Consider the following 22,748-nt stretch of genomic DNA (forward strand, 5'->3'; position numbering starts at 1 on the left):
CCAAGTTGCCGAAGGGAAAGCCGGGCCGTTCGACGGTCCCCCCATTGCCCCTCACGATCGAAAGGTCCGGCTTTCCGGCCCACTGGTGCGAATTGGCGGACAACGGTCTCCGGCCGCCACCGTCTTTCATGACGAAACCATGCTTGACCCATTTTCAGGACCTCGGCGCCCGTCGGTCACGACGGGCGCCTTTGTCGTGAGGCAGGTGTTGAGGCAGGCGCCCGACGGGCAGGCCGCGCCGGGTGGTGAGAAAGCGCCTCGTCAGGTGGCGCCGAAGGCCTTGAACGTGATGATGGTGTGGGTGTCCTGAATGCCGGGCAGGATCTGGACCTTCTCATTCACGAAGTGGCCGATGTCGGTGGCATTGTCGACGTAGAACTTCACCAGCAGGTCGTAATTTCCCGCCGTCGAGTAGATCTCGGAGGCGATCTCGGCTTCCGCCAGCGCATTGGCGACCGTGTAGGACTGGCCAAGCTTGCACTTGATCTGGACGAAGAAGGGAACCATTGCGGGCTGTCTCCGGAAGGCATCTTTCGCCTCAATATAGCGTTTTCCGACGAAGTCGATACGCTTTCTCCGGTGGGCCGGCCTGCTTGCCGGGCGCGGCCGGCCCGCGCTAGGAAGGGGGCATGAGCACCCCCGTCGCACTCACCATCGCCGGTTCGGATTCCTCCGGGGGAGCCGGTATCCAGGCCGACCTCAAGACCTTCGCGGCGCTCGGCGTCTATGGCGCCTCGGTGCTGACGGCGCTGACCGCCCAGAACACCAGGGGCGTGACCGGCGTGCATCTGGTGCCGCCCGATTTCGTCGCCGCGCAGATCGATGCGGTGTTCGATGACCTCGCCGTCGGCGCGGTCAAGATCGGCATGGTGGCGCAGGCGCCGATTGCCGACGCCATTGCGGCAAGCCTCGCGCGCTGGCGGCCGCGGCACGTGGTGCTCGATCCGGTGATGGTCGCAACCTCGGGCGCGCGGCTGTTGCCGGAGGATGCGATCGACGCGTTGCGCCGCGGGCTGATCCCGCGGGCGTCGCTGATCACGCCGAACCTGCCCGAGGCGGCCGCGCTGCTGGACGAGCCGGTCGCGACCTCGGACGAGGCGATCGCGGCGCAAGGCCGCCGGCTGCTCGCGCTCGGCTGTCCGGCCGTGCTGATCAAGGGCGGCCACGGGCAGGGCGCCGACAGCACCGATTACCTGATCACATCAGCAACCAGCATCCCATTGCCGTCGCCGCGCATCGACACGAAGAACACCCACGGCACGGGGTGTTCGCTGTCGTCGGCCGTGGCCGCAGGGCTGGCGAAGGGGGAGAGCCTCGAGGCGGCCGTAGGCAACGCCAAGGCCTTCATCTCCGGCGCGATCGCGGCTGCCGATCGCTTCACGGTCGGACACGGCCACGGCCCGGTGCATCATCTCCACCGCTATTATTGAGGTCACTCATCTTTGAGGTCACTTCCCGTGGGAAGTCCGCTTAGCTGGCGACAGCCGAAATAGCTGGAGTGGGCATCATGTCTGCGCCCCGGGGGAGATGACGGAATGATGACGCGTTTCGCCGCGGTGGCCGCGGTGCTGTTCGCCACGGTCGTAACACCGGTGCTGGCTCAGCGGGCCTATTCGGCCCAGGAGGAGCGCAACAAGGCGATCGTGCTCGACTTCTATGAGCAGGGCCTCAATCGCAAGGATTTCGAGGCGGCGTCGAAATATCTCGGCACCTACATCCAGCACAATCCGAATGCCGAGGACGGCCCGGAGGGATTTCGCAAGTTCATCGAATTTCTGAAGGCCAAATTTCCACAGTCGCACAGCAGGATCACGCAGGTGCATGTCGACGGCGACTTCGTCGTGCTGCGCGTTCACGCCGTCCGCGAGCCCGGCACACGCGGCAACGCCATCGTCGACATCTTCCGTCTCAAGGACGGCAAGATCGAGGAGCATTGGGATTCGGTGCAGCCCGTTCCCGAGCAGTCGGCCAATCCCAACGGGATGTTCTGAAGAACGCGTCTGAAGGCGTCTCCCGCCGGCGGATCATGGTCCGCGCGCGACAGCGACTTCCCGCCGCACGCCCTCCATCAGCCGCGAGCGGTATTCGCCCGGTGATTCGCCGAACCAGCGATTGGATGCGCGGAAGAAGGTGCTCTGGTCGGCATAGCCGAGCAGATAGCCGATGTCGGTGAGCGTCATGCGGAAATCGGCGAGATGGCGCTGGGCGAGCTCGCGCCTGACATCGTCGACGAGATCGCTGAAGGAGAGGCCTTCGTCCGCCAGCCGGCGCTGGAAGGTTCGGTCGCTCAAGCCCAGCTCGGCTGCGATGGCCGAGCGCAGCGGGCTGCCGTCGGGCAGCAGCCTGACGATCGCGGCGCGGGCGCGATACGCAGTGTCGGCCTTGACCAGACGCTCCAGCGCCTCGTCGGCGATCCGATCGTGGATTGCCGAAAGCTCGGGCGCCGAGGTCGTCAGCTTGCAGGCGAGATCCTGATCCGACACCAGGAAGCCGTTGAATGGCGCATCGAATTCGAGTGGGGATTGGAACGCCCTGTTGTAGCACGCGATCGACAGCGGCACCGCATGCGAGAAACGCGTGGCGAGCGGCGTCAGCGGACGATCCAGCATCCACCGGCATAGATTGAGCAGATTGACGACGCCGTAGTCATAGCGCTGCCGCGGAATCGGGCATTCACCGCCGAACACGTCGGTCCGCACCCAACGGCCGCCATTGCCCTGCTCGAGCGTGATGGTCACCGCGTCGCTCACCAGGCACATGTAGCGGATCAGTCGCGTCAGCCCGGCGAGCAGCGTGGGGCTCGACATCATGGCATAGCCGGCGACGCCATAGTTGTCAGGTCGCGGCGCATCGAGCTTTGCCAGCCCGATGTCCGGATTGCCCGAACGCTCGGCCGCCAGCATCCACAACCGGCTCAGCGCCTCGGTCGGCCAGCGGCGATCGCAATCGTCGAGATCGTCGATCGAGAGGCCTACGTCGGCGAACAGCGCGGCCGCATCCAGACCTTGCTCGTTCAGCGTCGTCGCGACGCCGCGCATCCAGGACGACGATGTGGTTCGAATCTGCTGAGCCATCCCTTGGCCTTCTGGGGCCAGTGCTTTGGCCTCCTCGGGTCATTGTGCAGATGCACATGAGATTGCATAGCACCGGGTATTGGCGATCGCGACACGAAATTCGTTGGTGCGACCGCATGGCTGGCGCGCAGGAGAAAATCATGCCCGTTCTGAAAACCAATGACGGCACAGAGATTTACTACAAGGATTGGGGCTCCGGCCAGCCGATCGTGTTCAGCCATGGCTGGCCGCTGTCAGCGGATGATTGGGATGCGCAGATGCTGTTTTTCCTCAATCACGGCTTTCGCGTCATCGCCCATGATCGCCGCGGCCATGGTCGTTCGGCCCAGGTCGCCGACGGTCACGACATGGACCACTATGCCGACGATCTCGCGGCCTTGACCGCGCATCTCGATCTCAAGCGCGCGATCCATGTCGGCCATTCCACGGGCGGCGGCGAGGTGGTGCATTACCTCGCGCGCCATGGCGAGAGCCGCGCGGCCAAGGCTGCCATCATCGCCGCGGTGCCGCCGCTGATGCTGCAGACCGCGGCCAATCCGGGCGGGCTGCCGAAGTCGGTGTTCGACGACTTTCAGACCCAGGTCGCCACGCGCCGCGCGGAATTCTATCGCGACGTCGCCGCTGGGCCGTTCTACGGCTACAACAAGCCTGGCGCCAAGCCGTCCGAGGCCGTGATCCAGAACTGGTGGCGGCAGGGCATGATGGGCAGCGCCAAGGCGCACTACGACGGCGTCGTCGCCTTCTCGCAGACCGATTTCACCGAGGATCTCAAGAAGATCACCTTGCCGGTGCTGGTCATGCACAGCGAGGACGACCAGATCGTGCCTTACGCGGATTCCGCGCCGCTGTCGGCCAGGCTGCTGAAGAACGGCGTGCTGAAGACCTACAAGGGCTTTCCGCACGGCATGCCGACCACGGAGGCGGAGACCATCAACGCCGACCTACTGACCTTCATCAAGGGCTGATCAGAGGAGGCTTGCATGACCTGGGGAATTCCGACGGCCCTGTTTCTTCAGATCCACGTGGTGCTGAGCCTGATCGGAATCGCGACCGGGCTCGTCATGCTCGCCGGCATGCTGGCAGGCCGCCATCTGGCGGCCTGGGCGGCGCTGTTCCTGGTCACGACCTTCCTCACCGGCGTGACCGGCTTTCCGCTGCCGCCGTTCGGTCTCGACCCGCCGCGCATCATCGGCATCATCCTGCTCGCGCTGTTGATTGCGGCCAGCGCCGCACTCTATGCGTTCGCGCTGTCGGGATGGTGGCGACGGGTCTACGTCGTCACCGCGCTGCTCTCGCTCTATCTCAACGTCTTCGTCGCGATCGTGCAGTCGTTCCAGAAGATCGGCGTGCTCAATGTCCTGGCGCCGACGCAGAGCGAGCCGCCGTTCGCCGCAGCTCAGCTCGTCACGCTCGCTATGTTCATTGCTTTCGGTGTCTTCTCGTGGCGGCGTTTCGCGCCAACCACGCTGGCGCCGCGAGCGTCTCTCACCTGATCGATTCGACCCTTCAAGGAGAACCTCGTGTCCAAGCTCGAAATGCTGACCCCGCAGAACTGCGCCGTGGCGCTGATCGACTATCAGCCCGCGATGTATCAGGGCGTGCAGTCTCATGACCGCCTCGGCGTGTTCAACAACATCCAGATCGTCGCCAAGGCGGCCAAGCTGTTCAAGATTCCGACCGTGCTCACCACAGTCGCCAAGGACTCGTTCTCCGGTCCCTTCATGCCAGAGGTGACCGAGCTGTTTCCAGAGCACGACATCGTCGACCGCACGGCGATGAACTCCTGGCTCGATGCCGGCTTCCGCAAGCAGGTCGCTGCCACCGGTCGCAAGAAGTTCATCATCGCGGGACTCTGGACCGAGGCCTGTGTGCTGTTCCCGACGCTCGACATGCTGCGCGAAGGCTATGAGATCTACATCCCGGCCGATGCCTGCGGCGACCTGTCGCTCGAGGCGCACAACAGGGCGATGGACCGCGCGGTGCAGGCCGGCGCGGTGCCGATCACCTCGTGCCAGTTCGCCTTCGAGCTGCAGCAGGACTGGGCGCGTGCCGAGACCTATGACGGCATGATGGAGATCCTGAAGGCGCATTCGCCCTACGGCATCCAGATCCGCTTCTCCAAATGGGCGCTTGGAGAGCACGCCTCGGAGGGCGGGGCCAAGTAGTCCCGGGACGAACGATGAAGATCTATCTGTTTTCGCTCGGGGCAGGGCTGCTGGTCGGCGTGATCTACAGCCTGCTTCAGGTCCGCTCGCCGGCGCCGCCATTGGTGGCGCTGGTCGGCCTTCTCGGCATCCTCGTCGGAGAGCAGGTGATCCCCGTAGGCAAGCAGCTCCTGAACGGGACCACGCTTGCTGCCGCGTGGCAGAAGGCGGCCTGCGCCACGCACATCTTCGGCCTGCTGCCTGGCCACCACGGCCGGGCAGAGACGACCAATTCTACTGTGCAGAATGAGAAGGCCTCATGAGCGATTACCCCGATCTCATCCTCCATCACGGCCTGTTCACGACGCTCGATCGGTCCAATCCCACGGCGAGCGCGGTGGCGATCAAGGACGGCGCCTTCACCGCGGTCGGCCACGAGCAGGACGTGATGAAGCTCGCCGGTCCCCGAACGAAGATCATCGATCTCAAGGGCCGTCGCGTGCTGCCGGGGCTGATCGACAATCACCTGCACATCATCCGCGGCGGGCTCAACTTCAACATGGAGCTGCGCTGGGACGGCGTGCGCTCGCTCGCGGACGCGATGGCGATGCTCAAGGCCCAGGTCGCCATCACACCGCCGCCGCAATGGGTGCGCGTGGTCGGCGGCTTCACCGAGCATCAGTTCACCGAAAAGCGCCTGCCGACGATTGACGAGCTCAACGCCGTCGCGCCCGACACGCCCGTGTTCCTGCTGCATCTGTACGACCGCGCCATCCTGAACGGCGCCGCGCTGCGTGCCGTCGGCTACGACAAGGATACGCCGCAGCCGCCAGGCGGCGAGATCGCGCGTGACGCACAGGGCAATCCGACCGGCCTGCTGCTCGCCCAGCCGAACGCCGCGATCCTCTACGCGACGCTGGCCAAGGGTCCAAAGCTGCCGTTCGACTATCAGCTCAACTCGACGCGGCACTTCATGCGCGAGCTGAACCGGCTCGGCGTCACCGGTGCGATCGATGCCGGCGGCGGCTTCCAGAACTATCCGGATGACTACGCCGTGATCCAGAAGCTGGCCGATGACGGCCAGCTCACGATCCGGCTCGCCTACAATCTGTTCACGCAGAAACCGAAGGGCGAGAAGGACGACTTCCTGCGCTGGACGCAGAACTCGACCTACAAGCAGGGCAACGACTATTTCCGCCACAACGGCGCCGGCGAGATGCTGGTGTTCTCGGCCGCCGATTTCGAGGATTTTCGCGTACCGCGGCCGGACATGCCGGCCGAGATGGAAGGCGAGCTCGAGGAGGTCGTGCGCATCCTGGTCCAGAACAAGTGGCCGTGGCGGCTGCACGCGACCTATGACGAGACCATCTCGCGCGCGCTCGACGTGTTCGAGAAAGTCAACCAGGATACGCCGCTCGAGGGTCTGCACTGGTTCTTCGACCATGCCGAAACGATCTCGGACCAATCGATCGACCGCATCGCGGCGCTCGGCGGCGGCATCGCCGTGCAGCACCGCATGGCCTATCAGGGCGAGTACTTCGTCGAGCGCTACGGCTTCGGCGCGGCCGAGGCGACGCCGCCGGTGAAGAAGATCCTCGACAAGGGCGTCAAGGTTTCCGCCGGCACCGACGCGACCCGCGTCGCTTCCTATAACCCCTGGGTGTCGCTGTCGTGGCTGGTGACCGGCCGCACCGTCGGTGGCCTGCGGCTGTATCCGCAGCGCAACTGCCTCGATCGCGAGACCGCGCTCAGGATGTGGACCGAGAACGTCACCTGGTTCTCCAACGAAGAAGGCAGGAAGGGCCGCATTGCGGTCGGGCAGTTCGCCGATTTGATCGTGCCGGATCGCGACTTCTTCTCCTGTGCGGAGGCCGAGATCGCCGACATCACCAGCGACCTCACCATGGTCGGCGGCCGCATCGTCTACGCCGCCGCCGCGTTCAAGCCGCTGGACGACGCCGCTCCGCCGCCGGCCATGCCGGAGTGGTCGCCGGTGCGCCGCTTCGGCGGCTACGGCGCCTGGCTGGAGAAGGACGATCACGGCGGCGTCCGCGCCCAGGCGATGCAGATGTGCGGCTGCGCCAGCGCATGCGGCGTGCATGGCCATGACCACGCGCGGGCATGGTCCTCCAGCCTGCCGGTCTCCGATCTCAAGAGCTTCTGGGGTGCGCTCGGCTGCGCCTGCTGGGCGGTCTGAGATGGCGGGGATGTCCGACACGCCACGGCCGATCGCCGTGGTGCTCGACTGGCGCTGGCTGTGGCACGCGGCGCGGGTCGCGCTGGTTTCAGCCTATCTGATCGGCGGCGTCCAGAAGTTCATGGACTTCCCAAGCGCGATTGCCGAGCAGGCGCATTTCGGCCTGCAGCCAGCGGAGCCGTGGGCGGCGGCCGCGATCGCCGTCGAGCTGATCGGCTCGGTGCTCGTCATCGCGAACCGGTTCGTCTGGCTCGGCGCCGGCGCGCTCGGCGTGCTCACGCTCGTTGCGATGCTCGCCGCCAATGATTTCTGGCACATGTCCGGCCATGACCGGTTCATGGCGCTGAACGCCTTCTTCGAGCATCTCGGCCTGATCGCCGGCCTCGTGCTCGTCTCGATCATCTCCTGGCGCACGCACCGCGCTTGATCCACATCTGCTCATTCGAGGTCGTCATGGTCCGTTCCTGTCATCTGCTCGGCGCCGTCATCGCCACCACGCTGCTCGCCGCGCCCGCGTTCGCCAAGGACGCGGCGCCGCTGATCGGCGTGGGCGCGCAATACGACACCACGCATGTCTATGTCGCGCCGGACGACGTCGAGAAGTTCGCCACCAGCTTCCTCGCCACCTTCGGCGGCCAGAGCACCAAGCAGGTGGTTGCGACGGTGACGCCTGCTCCGAGCAGCACGACCTCGCAGCTGTTGCAGACGCCAGTCGGCACGGTCTCGCTGTTCGGCTTCAAGACCGGAATTCCGTATCCGTTCGGGGCCGAACGCACCGGCTATCTGGTCACCGATCTGGACGCGGCGATCGAGGCGGCCAAGGCCGCCGGCGCCGACGTGCTGGTCGCGCCATTCCCCGATCCGATCGGACGTGATGCCGTGATCCAATGGCCGGGCGGCGTCAACATGCAGCTGTACTGGCACACGACCAAGCCGTCCTACACTGCGTTCCAGACCGTTCCCGACAACCGCGTCTATGTCTCGCCCGATCGCGCCGAGGCCTTCACCCGCGCCTTCCTGCGTTTCTCGAAGGGCAAGGTTGTCTCCGACGATGCCAAGGCGCCCGGCGTCGAGATCGGCCGCCCGAATGATCACTATCGGCGCATCCGCATCGCGTCGGTGTTCGGCCGCATGACCGTGCTCGTCACCGACGGCCATCTGCCGTATCCGTTCGGACGCGAGACGACCGGCTACGAGGTGACTGATCTCAAGGCGACCCTGGACAAGGCAAAAGCAGTAGGCGCCACTGTGCTGGTCGAGCCGTTCAACTCGGACAGGCGCGAGCAGGCGGTGGTGCAGTTTCCCGGCGGCTATGTCGCGGAGATTCATGCGCTGGTAAAGTAGGCGCACTCAACGATGAGGACGCGCGTGCGAATCGGTTGGGCACTGACGGGGACGGCGGCAGCGGTTGTGATAGTCGCTGCGTCATGCGGCGCGGCACTCGCGGAGGACACCGCCACACGTCCCGCCATCCGCACCAACCGCTGGCAGGAGGATTGGTCGGTGCTGGCCGATCCGGCGCTGCGCACAGGGCCGTTCGATCCCATCAAGTACATCCCGCTGCACACCGGCGTGCCGCAGAGCTATGTCTCGTTCGGCATGAACCTGCGCGAGCGGTTCGAGAGCCTGGATGCCGCGAGCTTCGGCATCGGTGGAACGAGACCCGATCAGCATGTCCTGCAACGGCTGCAGATCCATGCCGACGCACATCTCAATGAGCACTGGCAGCTGTTCGTCCAGCTCGAGGACATCAGAGCCTTCGGCAAGGCCAAGATCACGTCCGTCGACCAGGACCCGCTCGACCTCCGGCTCGCCTTCCTCGCCTATGTCAATGCGACGGACAGCGGCACGTTCAAGGCCCGGGTCGGGCGGCAGGATTTCGACTTCGACCTGCAGCGCTTCGTGTCGTCGCGCGACGGACCGAACGTGCGCCAGTCCTTCGATGCGCTGTGGGCCGACTGGGAAAGCGGCCCATGGCGCTTCATCGGCTTCGTCAGCCAGCCGGTGCAATATAATCTGGTGCGTCCGTTCGACGACACGTCGAACGGATCGTTCCTGTTCCACACCTTCCGCGTCGAGCGCCAGGTGCTCGGCACCAACGAGCTGTCGTCGTATTATTCCTACTATCAGCGCGACAATGCGCGCTTCCTCGACGCAGCCGGCCTCGAGCAGCGCCACGTGCTGGATATCCGCTTCGCCGGCAAGCTCGCGGGCTTCGACTGGGATCTCGAGGCGATGGGGCAGGCGGGCTCGGTCGGGGCGAAGCAGATCCGCGCCTGGGGCGCCGGCGCCCGCGCCGGCTACACCTTCGCCGACCTCGCCTGGCAGCCGCGCATCGGCCTTCAGGTCGACGGCGCCTCCGGCGACCGCCATCCCGGCGACAACAGGATCGAGACGTTCAATCCGCTGTTCCCGAACGGCTATTACTTCACGCTGGCCGGCTTCACCGGCTACACCAACCTGATCCATCTCAAGCCGTCGCTGACGGTGAAGCCGACCGCCGCGCTGTCATTCATGGCCGCGATCGGCCTGCAATGGCGCGTGACCGATGCGGACGCGATCTACGTCCAGCCCAATGTCGCGGTCGCCGGCACCGCGGGGCAGGGCAGCTCGTGGTCCGGCGTCTATGCGCAGTTGCGCGCCGACTATCGCTTCAACGCCAACCTCACCGGAGCGTTGGAAGCCGTGCACTATGAGATCGGCCAGACGCTGCGCCGCGCTGGCGGCCATGACTCCGACTACATTGGCATCGAATTGAAATACGCGCTCTGAGCAACGAAAGTAGGACGACATGTCGCAATTCGAGTCCCGCAACGTGGTGCCGCTGCTGCTCAGCGTCAATGCCGGCTATGTCGACACCGCCGGGTTCCTGGCGCTGCAGGGCCTGTTCACGGCGCATGTTACCGGCAACTTCGTGACGTTCGGCGCGGCGCTGGCGCTCGGGACCTCGGGCGCGATAGCCAAGCTGCTGGCGCTGCCGGTGTTCTGCGTGGTCGTGATCGCGACGCGGCTGACCGGCACGTTGCTGTCGCGGCGGTGGTCACGCGCCTTCGAGATCCTGATCGGCGTCAAGCTGGTGCTGCTCGTCCTCGGCGCCGTGCTCGCCATCCATTTCGGCCCGTTCCACAATGGCGACAGCCGCGAGGCGATCATCACCGGCATGGTGCTGGTCGCGGCGATGGCAATCCAGAATGCCGTGCACCGGATCCATCTGCCGAGTTCGCCGCCCTCGACCCTGATGACCGGCACCACCACGCAGGTGATGATCGACCTCGCCGACAGGATCTATGTCGGCGACAAGGGCCAGGCGTCGCCGCCGGCGCGGCTCATGCAGATGGCCATCAACGTGCTCGCCTTTGCGCTCGGCTGCGGCGCCGCCGCGCTGCTGTTCGTGCGGCTGGGCAGCTGGTGCTTCGTCGTGCCGCCGGTCATCGGCGCGCTGGCTCTCGCCGTGCGTCTCGCCGGGCCGGAGCCGGCGCGCTGAGAACGCCGTCAGGGGCCGGTGCCGCGCGCCGGCCGGACGTGCGGTGCCGGCGCCGCCGGCGGCAGCCGTGTGCGCGTGTTGTATTTGCCCGAGTTCATCGAGCCATCGCGATGACGTGAGACTGCAACCGCGGCGGCGGAACGCAGTTGACGTTGCTGACGGCGGACCGCGGTGAAGGCGCAGCGGAACGCGCGCCGGCGGCCTTCAATGACGAAAAGTTTAGCCGTCCGCATCGCGGCTCGCCATTGCGTCCCACCTGCCTTACGCCCAATTATAGAAACGAAACGGTTCCGTTCTATTCAAGGAGACGTGATGACACGGCAAGCTCTGTCGTCGGCCGAGGTCCCATCGGCGGCCAACGACGATCCGGCGGTCTCGGCCCGCGATCGGGCCGTGCAGCAATGGCGCGGGCGGGCCTCCGGCGAGCCTCGGCAGCAGGTCGAGGCCAAGATGCCGGCGGCGGAGCCCGGCCCGCCGCCGACGGAGCACGGGGAGCGCCAGGAGGGGTCCCGGAGGAGCCTGATCCGGCGGCATCCGCTCGGGGCAGCGCTGGGTCTCGTGCTGCTGCTCGCCGTCGGCGCCGGCGGCTACGTCTACTACGATGCGGCCGGTCACTATGAGACCACCGACGACGCCTTCATCGCGGCCCGCCAGTTCTCCATTGCGCCGAAAGTCTCCGGCTACATCACCGCCGTCCCGGTCACCGACAACCAGCACGTCAAGGCCGGCGACGTGATCGCGCGCATCGACGATCGCGACTACAAGACCGCGCTGGCGCAGGCCGATGCGCAGGTGAAGTCGGCGCAGGCGGCGATCCGCAACATCGATGCGCAGATCGACGTGCAGCAGGCGCAGATCACCGCGGGCCAGGCCCAGGTCGAGCAGGCCCAGGCCGGGCTGACCTTCGCAGAGCAGCAGGCCAAGCGCTATCAGGACCTCGCCCGCACCGGCTCCGGCACGGTGCAGAGCGAGCAGCAATACACATCGCAGCTCCAGCAGCAGAAGGCGGCGCTGACCTCGGCGCAGGCCAACCTCTCGGTCGCGCAACGCCAGTTGGAGTCGCTGAAGGCGCAGCACGAGAGCGCCGACGCCAATCTCGCTCAGGCGCAGGCCCAGCGCGACCAGGCCCAGCTCAATCTGTCGTACACGACCGTGACCGCGGCGCAGTCCGGCCGCATTGTCAATCTCAGCGCCGCCGATGGTCAGTTCGCGGCACAAGGGACGGCGCTTTCGATGTTCGTGCCCGATGACGTCTGGGTGACCGCCAATTTCAAGGAAACCCAGCTCGACGAGATGCGACCCGGCCAGCCCGTGACCCTCGAGATCGATGCCTATCCGGAGCGCGAGATCCGCGGCCACGTCGCGAGCGTGCAGTCCGGCTCGGGCCCGGCATTCTCGCTGCTGCCGCCGCAGAATGCGACCGGCAACTACGTCAAGATCGTGCAGCGCGTGCCGGTCAAGATCGACATGGACGATCCGCCGACGGACGTCGCGCTCGGCCCGGGCATGTCGGTGGTGCCGACCGTTCGCGTCGATCCCAAGCCGTCGCTCTATGAGCGGCTGAAGGCCGTGCTGTGAGAGAGGTCGGCCATGAGTGAGGCTGCTCCTCTCGCCGCGTCGCGATCCGCAGGCAGTCCGTGGATCATCGCGGTGCTGGTGGCGCTCGCGACCTTCATGGAGGTGCTGGACACCACCATCGCCAACGTCGCACTGCCCTATATCGCCGGCGGCATGGGCGTCAGCCAGGACGAATCCTCCTGGGTGGTGACGACCTATCTCGTGTCCAACGCGATCATCCTGACCGCCTCGAGCTATCTCGCCAAGCGCTTCGGCCGCAAGACCTTCTTCCTGCTGTGCCTCGGCCTGTTCACCTTGAGCTCGGTGCTGTGCGGCTTCGCCTGGAATCTGCAGGTGCTGCTGCTGTTCCGGATCATGCAGGGCCTCGGCGGCGGCGGCATGGTGCCGGTGGCGCAATCGATCCTCGCCGACTCCTTCCCGCCGGAAAAGCGCGGCCAGGCGTTCGCGCTGTTCGGCGTCGCCGTCGTGGTCGCGCCCGTCGTCGGTCCGACGCTCGGCGGCTATCTCTCCGACAACGTCTCCTGGCACTGGTGCTTCCTGATCAACGGCCCCGTCGGCGTCGCCGCGATGATCCTGATCGGGCTCATCCTCAAGGAGCCAGAAGAGGTCACGGCCGAGCGGCGCAAGCAGGCGCATGGCTTTGACGTGGTCGGCTTCGTGCTGGTCGCGACATTTCTCGGCGCGCTCGAGCTGATGCTGGACCGTGGCCTGGAGGACGACTGGTTCGACTCGCGCTTCATCATGGTGACCGCCGCGGTCTGCGTCGCGGCCTTCATCGCGATGATCCCGTGGGAGATGAACCAGAAAAATCCGACGGTCGATGTCCGCATGCTGGCGTCGCGCCAGTTCGGCGCCAGCTTCCTGGTGATGCTGGCGACCGGCGCGATCCTGCTCGGCACCACGCAGATGCTGCCGCAGATGGTGCAGCAGGATTTCGGCTACACCGCCACCTGGGCCGGCCTCGTGCTGTCGCCGGGCGGCCTCGTCACGATGGCGATGATGTTCGTCGTCGGGCGCCTCTCGGGCAAGGTGCAGCCGAAATACATGATCATGACGGGCGCGGCCGTCGTGGCGTTCGCGATGTACGACCTCACCCGGGTCTACGCCAATGTGGATTTCTGGTTCTTCGCCGAATCCCGCATGCTGATCGGAATTGGCCTGCCGCTGATCTTCCTGTCGATCACGACCGCGTCCTACAACGGCATTCCGCCTGAGAAGACCGACCAGGCCTCGGCGCTGATCAACGCCGCGCGCAACACCGGCGGCTCGATCGGCGTGTCGCTGGCCGCCAACATCCTGGCGCATCGAGGGCAGTTCCACCAGAGCCGGCTGGTGGAGAATGCGATTCCATCCAATCCGGCCTATCAGGACACGCTGCACCAGGTGACCAATTACTTCACCGCGCATGGCAGCTCGCTGGTCCAGGCGCAGCAGCAGGCGCTCGCCTGGATCGGCCAGACCGTGCAGATGCAGTCGTCGCTGCTCGCTTATGTCGACGTCTACTGGGCGCTGATGCTGATCTCGCTGTCGGCGATTCCGCTGGCGCTGACGCTCCGCAAGGTCAAGCTCGGCGGCGGGCCGGCGATGGCGCATTGAGTAGGCACTGTTGTTCGGCTGTCATTCCGGGGCGATGGCAAGCATCGAACCCGGAATCTCGAGATTCCGGGTTCAGCCCAGACGGGCTGCCCCGGAATGACGGTCAAGAACATCAGGGGCGCTTACACCGCCTCGTCGGCGATGCCGTTCCGCAACAGCCCGATGCGGTCGATCTCGACCTCCACCACGTCGCCCGGCTTCATCCACAGCGGCGGTGTTCGGCGCGACCCCACGCCGCCCGGCGTCCCCGTGGCGATCACGTCGCCCGGCTCGAGCCGGGTGAACGACGAGCAGTATTCGATCTGGCGCGGGATATCGAAGATCATCTGGCTGATCGTGGCGTCCTGCACCACCTCGCCGTTCAGTCGGGTCTGCAGCCGCAGCGGACCGAGATCGTCGATCTCGTCCGGCGTGACCAGCCACGGGCCGAACGCGCCGGTCGCGGGAAAATTCTTCCCCGGCGTGAACTGGTGGGTGTGACGCTGGAAGTCGCGCACGCTGCCCTCGTTGTAACAGGCATAGCCGGCGATGTGCTGCCAAGCCTCGCTGCGCGGGATGTAGCGGCCGGGCTTGCCGATGACGATGGCGAGCTCGCCCTCGAAATCGAGATCGGTCGAGACGCGCGGGCGGATGATGTCGGTGAGATGCCCGGTCTGGCTGTTGGCGAAGCGGCCGAACACCGTGGGGTTCTCGACCTCGGAGCGGCCGGTCTCCTTGCGGTGCGTCTCGTAGTTCAGGCCGATGCAGAGGATCTTGTCCGGGTTCGGAATCACCGGCAGGAAGCTGATGGCCGAGAGCGGATACCGCCTTGCGCCCGAGGCCGCTGCAGCCGCTTCCTTCAGCGCGTCCGCTGCGATCGCCGATTTCAGATCCGGGAAGCGGTCGCGCAGGACAGCACCGAGATCGGCGATGTCAGTGCCCTCGACCAGTCCCCAGGTCGGCGCATTGTCGATGGTGAAGCTTGCAAATCTCATCCGATGTCCTCAGGTCGAAACCGCCGCTACGGCGGAGGGAGAAGCCGGTTCTTGCGCCGATTTCGCGAAGCGCGCGATGGTGCGCTCCGGGAAGATCAGCGCGAAGGCCGAGATGGCGCCAACGATCAGCACGCCGGCGGTGAAGGTCATGGCGTGGGCGTAACCAAGCGGCGCGTTGCCGCCGGCCTCGCCGACGATCCAGCCGGTGAGCGCATTCGACACCAGCGCGGATGCCGCGTTGCCGGAATAGATCACGACGATGAGCCGGCCGCGCTGGATCGCCGGCGCCACGGCGCCGAGCGCGACGGGGCCGAAGATCGTGGTGAGGCTCGGTGCGGCGAAGGCGATCGCGATACAGGCGAGCTGCAGCGGGCCCGAGGTGACGATGCTCAACAGCAGTGCGCAGCCGGCGGCGAGCAGCGCGAGACCGGAGGCGTGGCCGAGGCAGGCACGCAAGCTGAAGCCTTTGCGCTGCAGAACTTGCGTCAGCCAGGAGCCGCCGAGCAGCAGCGGCGACTGGAACAGATAGATCCCTGAGATGATCCAGCCGACATCGACCTGCTTGTAGCCGAGCCCGAGCTGCAGATAGGGCGGCAGCCAGGTCGCGGACATGCCGACGATCCAGTACGACGCGGTCGACATGATGATGACGCCGATCACGGTCGGATCGGCCCACAGCACGCGCGCCGGCAACGCCTTGTCCTTGGCCGCCGCAGCCTCCGGCGCATGGGCGGAGTAGGGTCCTTCGCCGCCGATGAAGAACCAGCCGAGCATCCAGGCCAGCCCGAGCAGGCCGCAGAACAGGAAGCCGGTGCGCCAGCCATAGCTCACGATGACATAGGTCAGGATCGGACCGCCGGCCAAGAGGCCGACGCTGATGCCCTGCAGCACCACGGCGCTCGGCACGCTGCGCCGGTCGGCGGGAAACCAGTTGTAGCAGGCGTGCAGCGCGGTCGGCAGCCCAGGCCCTTCGCCGGCGCCGAGGATGATGCGGCAGATCACCAGCACGGCGATCGAGCCGGAGAAGAAGATCGGGATCTGCGTCGCCGACCAGACGCCGGCCATGATCAGGAGCAGCCATTTCACCGGGAAGCGGCCGACGACGAACATGCCGACCGCCATGCCCGACAGCGAGAACAGCAGGAAGAAGCTGCTGCCGATCAGCCCGAACTCCTTCGGGCTCAAGCCCAGCTCCTTCATCATCGGCACGGCCGAGAGGCCGAATACCAGCTTGTCGAAGAAGTTCAGCGTCTGGAACAGGAACAGCATGATGAGGACGGCGATCGCGCGTCCTCCCACATTGGGTCTGGCGGTGTCCGATGTTGTCGTCATGGCGTTTCCCCGTTTGATAGTCTCTTGTTATGATGAGTGCAGTCGTTGGTTCAGCTCGCTCAGCAGCGCGGCGAGCCCTGGCTCGTCCGTCGCGACGCCGTAGACATAATGGTCGGGTCGCACCAGCGCGGCGCCGCAGCCGTGGCGTTCGAACCAGCGTGCGACGACGGCGCTCTCCTCGTGCAGGCCGTGACCGCCGATGGCGATCAGACTGATGCCGGCGTCGCGGGTGGCAGCGTCGATCGCGCTCGAGTTCAGCGTGCCCCGCCCGTCGATGACCAGCCGCCATCCGGTGCCGGCGACGGTATCGAGCAGGGCACGCCCGCCATCACCGACGATCCAGGGCTGCGGAAACAGCGTGCCGTTGGCCGCATTTGCCTTGGTCGCGAGCAGTCCCTGCGTCAGCGGCGGCACGATCTCCTGCCGGGTGATGGTGCGCGGCGCGCCGCCGCCTTCGGCAAGGATACGCGCGTCGCGTGCCGCTGCGGCCTCCGGATCCTGCTCGCAGATGACGCGGCCGATCGCCTTGATGCGCGTGGTCAGCTCGCGCACATGCGTGCTGCGCTCGATCTCGTAGCTGTCGAGCAGCGCCGCGGTCGATTGGCCGCGCAACACGCGCGCGAGCTTCCAGCACAGATTGGCTGCATCGCGCAGGCCCTGGCACATGCCCTGGCCGATGAAGGGCGGCTGCTGATGCGCGGCGTCGCCGGCGAGCAGGACGCGCCCCTGGCGCCAGCGGCGTGAGACCAGCGCATGGAAGCGATAGCTGGCCGCGCGCCACAGCGTTGCGTCCTCGGGCCTGAGCCAGGGTGAGAGCAAACGCCAGACCTGCTCCGGCTGCTCCATCGCGTGGCGGTCTTCCCCCGCTCGCAGCATGATCTCGAAGCGGCGATGGTTGCCGGGGCCGATAATGTAGGTGGTCGGACGCGCGGGATCGCAGAATTGGGCCGCGGTGGCCGGAAGCTTGCCGACACCGCCGTCATTTACGAGAAGATCGACCACCAGCCACGGCTCGTCGAAGTCGAGATCGTCGAAGCTGATGTCGAGCTGCTGGCGCACGGTGCTGGAGGCGCCGTCACAGCCGATCACGTAGTCGGCGGTGACCTCGCGAACTGTACCGTCCGCCCGCTGCAGCACAACGGTCGCCGCCGTCGCATCCTGCCGGATCGTGACGAGGGTCGTGCCGAGCTCGACCGTGACGGAAGGACAGCGGCGAGCACGATCGCGCATCACCTGCTCGACCGGCGGCTGGGTGAACACCATGCTCGGCGTGTAGCCGAGGGGATAGGGCTCGCCGACCATGTCGATGCGGCGGATCAACTGCCCTTGGGCGCCGAAATGCTCGGACGCCGGGAACGGCGCGACGTACCGGCTGACTTGTTCGGCGATACCGAGATTGTCGAACAGCCGCATGATCTCGTGATCGAGCGCGATCGCGCGCGGCTTGTCGTAGATCTCGACAGCGCGGTCGATCGCGAGCGTTTTGATGCCCTGCATGCCGAGCAGGCTCGCGGCGATGGCGCCGGTCGGACCGAAGCCGACGATCACGGCCTCGAAATGCTTGTGATCTGACGTGGCGGACATGGATCTGGAAACTCTGGAGTTGGAAAACGAGTCAGGCGGCGTAGCCGACCGCGAGCTGCGCGGACTTGACGTGCTCGGCCTTGGGCGGAGCGATGCCCCATTGATCGGTGCGGCCGGGCGGCCAGACCCAATGCTCCGGGCCGCGCACGACGTAGTCGTCGTCGACCTGCAGCACCTCGGCGGTGTATTCGATCACGGTCCCGACGGGATCGATGAAGTAGGCGAAGACATTGTCGCCGGGGCCGTGGCGTCCGACGCCCCACGCGATCGGATGGCCGGCATCGATCATGCGGCCCGCACCGCGCATCACGCCTTCCCAGGTCGGCATCAGGAAGGCGACATGGTTGAGCCCGTTGACCTTCGCCGCAGCGATCACGACGGCATGGTGGTCCGAATTGCAGCGAACGAAGGCCATCGCCGCGGAGCGGTCGGTCAGGCGGAAGCCGAGCGCCTTCTCGTAGAAGGCCGCCGAACGATCGACATCGGTGCTGTTGAGATTGACGTGGGCGAGCCGCTCCGGGAGCTCGGGCCGCGGCGGCCTGGCGTCGTGCCTGATGTCACCATGCACGAAGCGCAGCACGCCGCCCTCGGGGCCGCGCAGGCTCATGATCACGCCGCCGTCGGGGCCGGGGTTCGGCGCCGGCGCTGCGATCAGCGTCGCGCCTTCATGGATGGCGTTGCGGCTGATGGCATCGAAATCACTGGACTCGGCGAGGCGGAAAGTCACCGCCTGCAGCTCGGTGCGCTCGCTCTGGTGCAGCGCCACGACATGATGGTCGCTGCCGGTCGCGCGGAGGTAGACGATGCCGGGGGCTTCCGCGACGCGCTCCAGCCCCCAGGTCTGTCGATAGAACGCTTCCGAACGCGCGAGATCTGGCGTGCCCAGATCGACGCTGCGCAGAGCCGCGACCGGAAACCGGGTCATGAGCGTGTCCTCCTGCGCGATGCCCGGGTGAGGACGCGCGACGTTTCTGTTCCTGGCCGGCGAAACCGGCTCGCCCCTTTTATTACATAAAAAATCGAAATCAATCAGAATTTATAAATTTTATGTTCTGCAGCCTCGCTCTATACATGTCGTCTGATTCAGAGGAGATCGGGCGTGGATGCGGTTTTGGAGGCCGAGGGGCAAGGCCCGTCGACGCAGGCGAGTCATGTGTATGACCGGCTGCGCGAGGACCTGCTGTCCGGCCGGCTGGCGCCATCGCGCAAGCTGCAGATGCGGTTTTTGACCGAGACCTATCAGACCGGGCAGACACCGCTGCGCGAGGCGCTCAACCGCCTGACTGCCGACGGACTGGTAGAGGTGCGCGAGCAGCGCGGCTTTTACGTCAAGGACATCAGCCGCGCCGAGCTCGCCGAACTGACCAAGACGCGCTGCTGGGTCGAGGCGCTGGCGCTGCGCGAGTCGATGGCGGCGGCGACGCCCGATTGGGAGGAGCAACTGGTGCTGGCGCAGCATCGGCTCAGCCGCGCGCCGCGCTCGCTCAGCGCGACGACGTTCGAGGACAATCCGGAGTGGGAGAGGCTGCACCGGATCTATCATCGGGTCCTGATCTCGAACTGCGGCTCGCAGTCGCTGATCGCGTTCTGCGGCCAGCTTGCCGACCAGCTCTATCGCTACCGCCGGCTGTCGATCCGCAAGGCGTTTCCGTCACGCCCCGTCGGCGACGAGCACGCCGACATCGTGAACGCCGTGCTCGACGCCGACACCGAACGCGCGGTTGCGCTGCTCACCGCGCACTATCAGCGCACCGCGGACGTGATCCTGCAGGACGAGACGATCTTTCCGGAGCTGCGCAAGGACAGAAAGATTTAGGATCACGTCGTCGCGGCGAGGAAGAAGTCGACGCGCTTCTCGACATGCGCCTGGGCTTCCTTCTTCAGGGCGCGCATGTCCTCGCCGAGCAGGCTGCGGATCAACACGGCGAACACGACGAGATCGAGGAAGATCCGTGCGCTGTCCTCGATGCGGTCGGCCGAGAACGCGCCCTTGCCGGCGAGACCTTCGGCGCGCGCGAGCTCGCCGATCGCGTGGCTCACATTGCAGGTGGCGCGCTTGCGCGCCGTGTCCTGGATCTCGAGCGTCAGCTCGGGAAAGCGCGGACTTTCCGCAATCGCGGTGCGCATCAGGCCGATCGTGTCCTCGACGAAGGCGCGCTCGATCAAGGTGAGCCCGAGGCTGATCAGCCGGGCGCGGAAGGTGCGGCCCTGCGGCACCAGGTTCTCATACTGCGTGTTGCGCGCGGCCTGGCGGCCGATGACGGCCGCGAACAGCGCGGCCTTGCTGGGAAATCGCGCGTAGATGGTCGGCTTGCCGGCGCGCGCGGTCTGCGCGATTTCGTCGACGCTCGCGCCTTCGAAGCCGTTTGCGAGGAACACCGTCTTTGCCGCGTCGAGAATGCGCTCCTCAACCTCGCCGGCACGTTCGAGCGGAGGCCGCCCCACCTTGCCGCGCGCCGTCCTGGAAGCAACCATTCGATCCGCCATGGCTTTCTTTCGAGGCCTTTGTGTTCCCGTCCTGTTTGGCACAGGGGTCGGGATTGTTCAATCAACGCGGCCGGGGCCGCTGCTCATGCCTGGGGTGTTAATGCGTTCCACGGAATATCAGCTTGCCCGTGGGGTCTCGAACACTGAGACTGCACATAAGGAATTAGGAGGAAAACCATGGGACGGACATTCGTTCATTTGGCGTTGCTCGCCGTCGCCTGGGTCGCGGCCGCGCCGATGGCTCGCGCCGAAACCGTCATCTTAAAGTCTGAGCTCAAGGCCGCCAACGAGGTGCCGCCGAACGCATCCGCCGCGTCGGGCGCGGCCGAAGCGAGCTTCGACACCGCAACCAAGACGCTGAGCTGGAAGGTCACCTTCTCCGGCCTCAGCGGGCCGCCGATCGGCGCGCATTTCCACGGTCCCAGCGAGCCCGGCAAGAATGCCGGCATCGTGCTGCCGTTCAAGAGCCCGGAGCCGCCGATCACGGGCTCCGCCGTGATCACCGATGCGCAGGCGGCCGATCTGCTGGCCGGCAAATGGTATGCCAACGTCCACACCCAGGCGAACCCGGGCGGCGAGATTCGCGGACAGATGACCCGGCAGTGAGGCGCGTGCCCGATGCGCGCGGGCTCGCCGTCACGCGGCCAGTTCCGGCTCGCCGGCCTGGCCGGGAACGGCCGAGGCCCGGCGCACGTCGAGGAACTGCTTGAACCGGCCGAGCGACAGCGGCGGCGCGACCAGGTAGCCCTGGCCTTCCTCGACGCCGCAGGCGATCAGCGCATCGACCTGCTCCTGATGCTCGATGCCCTCGGCGACCACGGACATGTCGAGCTCGCGCGCCAGCGCCACCAGCATCTGCACCACCACGATGGCGGACTGGTCGCGGGTGATCGCGTCAACGAAGAACTTGTCGATCTTCAGGATGCGCGCGCCGAGCCGCTGGATATAGGACAGGCCACTATGGCCGATGCCGACGTCGTCGAGCGCGACGCGGAAGCCGAGTTCGCTGAGCTCCTTCACGACATCAGTCGCCTTGGCGAGATCGGCGAGCTCCTCGCGCTCGGTGACCTCGAGCACGACCTGGCGGGTGGAGACCGATGACGACGCGACCGTCTTGCGCAGATCGTCGATGAAGCGGTCGCCGAGCAGATGGCGCGGGGTGATGTTGACGGACAGCTTGAACAGCTTGTCCTGCTTCATCTCCGGCTGCAGCTCGCGCAAGGCGGTCTTGAGAAGCTGCCAGGTCAGCTTCTCGATGCGGCCGGTGGTCTCGGCGAGCGGGATGAAGCTCATCGGCGGGATCAGCCGGCCGTCCGGCTTCTCCCAGCGTGCCAGGATCTCGCAGCCGACGATGTCGCCGGTCTTCAGTCGGAAGGTCGGCTGCACATAGGGCTTGAACTCGTTGGCCGCGAGCGCGCGGTCGAGCTCGGCGACCGGGTCCATCGGCCGGCTGAGATAGCTCGTCAGCAGCAGGCCGAACATGCCGCCCAGCGTGCCGGCGGCGAGCATGGTCAGGAGATAAGCGAGGTCGCCGCGGGTGCTCAGGCTCTGCGGCCGCACATGGATCGTGGCCTGCAGCGGATAGCGGTCGGACACGGTGGTGAACGCGACGGTCTGCGCCGGAGACTTGGCGGATGCATCGGGATGATAGCCGGCCACCTGCTCGCCATCGGGCAGGGTCAGGGTGACGTTGCTCTCGGCGCGCAGGCCGACCGGCATCACGTCCAGCAGGTTGCCATCGATGCGCAGGATCGCAGCCAGAGACCGTTGCGCGTCGATGTCGCGCATCACGCCGAACGCGGCGCCGGTGAACTGCTCGACGCGGAACAGCCGCAGCTCGCCGTCGGCGGACTTGAACATCTCGTCGCGCCGCGCCCAGCCATTGTCGAATTCGAGCGTTTCGGAATAGGCCGCGCACTCGACCGCGCCGTCGCGGTCGACGGTGCGGATGTCCTTGATGATGGTGCCTTGATAGACGTGAAGGCGCAGCGCCTGCAGCGCGACGGCGCTGCAGTCCATCGGACCTTTCGCGATCAGGCGGTTCAGGATCGATCCGGCCGAGTCGATGGCCGCCTCGGAGCGGCGCAGCGCCACCTTGCTGAGCTCGCTGAGCTGCCGCGCGGTCTGGTTGCCGATCAGCGCGGTCACGGCGAAATCGGCGCCGGCCAGGAAGATCCCGACGCAGGCGGCCACCGCCCCGACGCGAAGCATGTGTTTGCGCTGCAATGCCATCGTGTCGTGAATGACCCCCGTATGACCACGGGTATCCTTCAATCCAACCTTCAACTTTCCGTATAT

The 22,748-nt window shown here is 66.2% G+C and carries 23 protein-coding genes; 15 read left to right on the top strand and 8 right to left on the bottom strand.

Translation table 11 applies throughout. The features are described from left to right. Window positions 1-261 precede the first annotated feature (261 nt). Complete coding sequence (locus tag ACQR0U_RS30280) at window positions 262-507, bottom strand: Lrp/AsnC ligand binding domain-containing protein (protein WP_315712762.1); 246 nt, start codon at window positions 505-507, stop codon at window positions 262-264. Between the two features lie 122 nt (window positions 508-629). Between ACQR0U_RS30280 and thiD the strand changes: the two genes are divergently transcribed. After that, complete coding sequence (thiD, locus tag ACQR0U_RS30285; protein ID WP_315753205.1) at window positions 630-1,430, top strand: bifunctional hydroxymethylpyrimidine kinase/phosphomethylpyrimidine kinase; 801 nt, start codon at window positions 630-632, stop codon at window positions 1,428-1,430. A 105-nt stretch (window positions 1,431-1,535) separates the two neighbouring features. Continuing rightward, window positions 1,536-1,991, top strand: a complete 456-nt coding sequence (locus ACQR0U_RS30290; protein WP_434844059.1) for a nuclear transport factor 2 family protein — start codon at window positions 1,536-1,538, stop codon at window positions 1,989-1,991. A 33-nt stretch (window positions 1,992-2,024) separates the two neighbouring features. Here the strand turns inward: ACQR0U_RS30290 and ACQR0U_RS30295 are convergent, their stop codons facing one another. Continuing rightward, window positions 2,025-3,074 carry an AraC family transcriptional regulator gene (locus ACQR0U_RS30295; RefSeq protein WP_315753204.1) on the bottom strand — a complete coding sequence of 350 codons (1,050 nt, stop codon included), beginning with the start codon at window positions 3,072-3,074 and terminating at the stop codon, window positions 2,025-2,027. A gap of 140 nt (window positions 3,075-3,214) precedes the next feature. On the opposite strand from ACQR0U_RS30295, the gene ACQR0U_RS30300 reads away from it, so the two are divergent. The 11 genes from ACQR0U_RS30300 (at window position 3,215) to ACQR0U_RS30350 (ending at window position 14,073) form a co-directional block, all read left to right on the top strand. After that, window positions 3,215-4,039, top strand: coding sequence for an alpha/beta fold hydrolase (locus tag ACQR0U_RS30300; RefSeq protein WP_315753203.1), 825 nt, complete (start codon window positions 3,215-3,217; stop codon window positions 4,037-4,039). 15 nt (window positions 4,040-4,054) lie between these two features. Next, the gene (locus tag ACQR0U_RS30305; protein WP_434844060.1) at window positions 4,055-4,567 is read left to right on the top strand and encodes a hypothetical protein; all 513 of its coding nucleotides are present in this window, start codon (window positions 4,055-4,057) and stop codon (window positions 4,565-4,567) included. A gap of 27 nt (window positions 4,568-4,594) precedes the next feature. Continuing rightward, entirely contained in the window at window positions 4,595-5,239 is a 645-nt protein-coding gene (locus tag ACQR0U_RS30310) for a hydrolase (RefSeq protein WP_315712755.1), read from the top strand. Between the two features lie 14 nt (window positions 5,240-5,253). Continuing rightward, window positions 5,254-5,541: a XapX domain-containing protein gene (locus ACQR0U_RS30315; protein ID WP_315712754.1), complete on the top strand. Its 288-nt coding sequence runs from the start codon at window positions 5,254-5,256 to the stop codon at window positions 5,539-5,541. Continuing rightward, complete coding sequence (locus ACQR0U_RS30320; RefSeq protein WP_434844061.1) at window positions 5,538-7,415, top strand: amidohydrolase; 1,878 nt, start codon at window positions 5,538-5,540, stop codon at window positions 7,413-7,415. Before ACQR0U_RS30315 ends, ACQR0U_RS30320 begins: the two co-directional genes overlap by 4 nt. Before the next feature lies 1 nt (window position 7,416). After that, window positions 7,417-7,842, top strand: coding sequence for a DoxX family protein (locus tag ACQR0U_RS30325; protein WP_434844062.1), 426 nt, complete (start codon window positions 7,417-7,419; stop codon window positions 7,840-7,842). Between the two features lie 26 nt (window positions 7,843-7,868). Next, window positions 7,869-8,759, top strand: coding sequence for a glyoxalase (locus ACQR0U_RS30330; RefSeq protein WP_434844063.1), 891 nt, complete (start codon window positions 7,869-7,871; stop codon window positions 8,757-8,759). Window positions 8,760-8,771: 12 nt separating this feature from the next. After that, window positions 8,772-10,187 carry an alginate export family protein gene (locus ACQR0U_RS30335; RefSeq protein ID WP_434844064.1) on the top strand — a complete coding sequence of 472 codons (1,416 nt, stop codon included), beginning with the start codon at window positions 8,772-8,774 and terminating at the stop codon, window positions 10,185-10,187. 19 nt (window positions 10,188-10,206) lie between these two features. Further along, the gene (locus tag ACQR0U_RS30340; RefSeq protein ID WP_315753197.1) at window positions 10,207-10,899 is read left to right on the top strand and encodes a YoaK family protein; all 693 of its coding nucleotides are present in this window, start codon (window positions 10,207-10,209) and stop codon (window positions 10,897-10,899) included. Between the two features lie 312 nt (window positions 10,900-11,211). Beyond that, on the top strand, window positions 11,212-12,477 hold the full coding sequence (locus ACQR0U_RS30345) for an HlyD family secretion protein (RefSeq protein ID WP_315753196.1): 1,266 nt from the start codon (window positions 11,212-11,214) through the stop codon (window positions 12,475-12,477). Window positions 12,478-12,489: 12 nt separating this feature from the next. Next, window positions 12,490-14,073 (top strand): DHA2 family efflux MFS transporter permease subunit, encoded by a 1,584-nt coding sequence (locus ACQR0U_RS30350; protein WP_315753195.1) that lies wholly within the window; start codon window positions 12,490-12,492, stop codon window positions 14,071-14,073. Window positions 14,074-14,195: 122 nt separating this feature from the next. Here the strand turns inward: ACQR0U_RS30350 and ACQR0U_RS30355 are convergent, their stop codons facing one another. The 4 genes from ACQR0U_RS30355 to ACQR0U_RS30370 are packed head-to-tail and all read right to left on the bottom strand — an operon-like array spanning window position 14,196 to window position 18,888. Then, on the bottom strand, window positions 14,196-15,047 hold the full coding sequence (locus tag ACQR0U_RS30355; protein WP_315753194.1) for a fumarylacetoacetate hydrolase family protein: 852 nt from the start codon (window positions 15,045-15,047) through the stop codon (window positions 14,196-14,198). A 9-nt stretch (window positions 15,048-15,056) separates the two neighbouring features. Continuing rightward, the gene (locus ACQR0U_RS30360; RefSeq protein ID WP_316167151.1) at window positions 15,057-16,379 is read right to left on the bottom strand and encodes an MFS transporter; all 1,323 of its coding nucleotides are present in this window, start codon (window positions 16,377-16,379) and stop codon (window positions 15,057-15,059) included. Between the two features lie 27 nt (window positions 16,380-16,406). Next, window positions 16,407-17,963, bottom strand: coding sequence for a bifunctional 3-(3-hydroxy-phenyl)propionate/3-hydroxycinnamic acid hydroxylase (locus tag ACQR0U_RS30365; RefSeq protein ID WP_434844065.1), 1,557 nt, complete (start codon window positions 17,961-17,963; stop codon window positions 16,407-16,409). Between the two features lie 31 nt (window positions 17,964-17,994). Then, a complete protein-coding gene (locus ACQR0U_RS30370; RefSeq protein WP_434841832.1) occupies window positions 17,995-18,888 on the bottom strand; it encodes a VOC family protein in 894 nt (297 codons plus the stop codon). A gap of 174 nt (window positions 18,889-19,062) precedes the next feature. Here ACQR0U_RS30370 and ACQR0U_RS30375 point away from each other — a divergent pair, with 174 nt between their 5' ends. Continuing rightward, window positions 19,063-19,779 (top strand): GntR family transcriptional regulator, encoded by a 717-nt coding sequence (locus tag ACQR0U_RS30375; protein WP_315828184.1) that lies wholly within the window; start codon window positions 19,063-19,065, stop codon window positions 19,777-19,779. A 2-nt stretch (window positions 19,780-19,781) separates the two neighbouring features. On the opposite strand, the gene ACQR0U_RS30380 is transcribed toward ACQR0U_RS30375, so the two are convergent. Further along, window positions 19,782-20,438 carry a TetR/AcrR family transcriptional regulator gene (locus ACQR0U_RS30380; protein ID WP_315753189.1) on the bottom strand — a complete coding sequence of 219 codons (657 nt, stop codon included), beginning with the start codon at window positions 20,436-20,438 and terminating at the stop codon, window positions 19,782-19,784. Window positions 20,439-20,627: 189 nt separating this feature from the next. On the opposite strand from ACQR0U_RS30380, the gene ACQR0U_RS30385 reads away from it, so the two are divergent. Beyond that, complete coding sequence (locus ACQR0U_RS30385) at window positions 20,628-21,056, top strand: CHRD domain-containing protein (RefSeq protein ID WP_434841833.1); 429 nt, start codon at window positions 20,628-20,630, stop codon at window positions 21,054-21,056. Window positions 21,057-21,086: 30 nt separating this feature from the next. Here the strand turns inward: ACQR0U_RS30385 and ACQR0U_RS30390 are convergent, their stop codons facing one another. Then, window positions 21,087-22,661 (bottom strand): EAL domain-containing protein, encoded by a 1,575-nt coding sequence (locus ACQR0U_RS30390; RefSeq protein ID WP_434844066.1) that lies wholly within the window; start codon window positions 22,659-22,661, stop codon window positions 21,087-21,089. Between the last annotated feature and the right edge of the window lie 87 nt (window positions 22,662-22,748).

Origin of the sequence: Bradyrhizobium sp. HKCCYLRH3097 (assembly GCF_051167875.1) — a bacterium.
Taxonomy (GTDB): domain Bacteria; phylum Pseudomonadota; class Alphaproteobacteria; order Rhizobiales; family Xanthobacteraceae; genus Bradyrhizobium.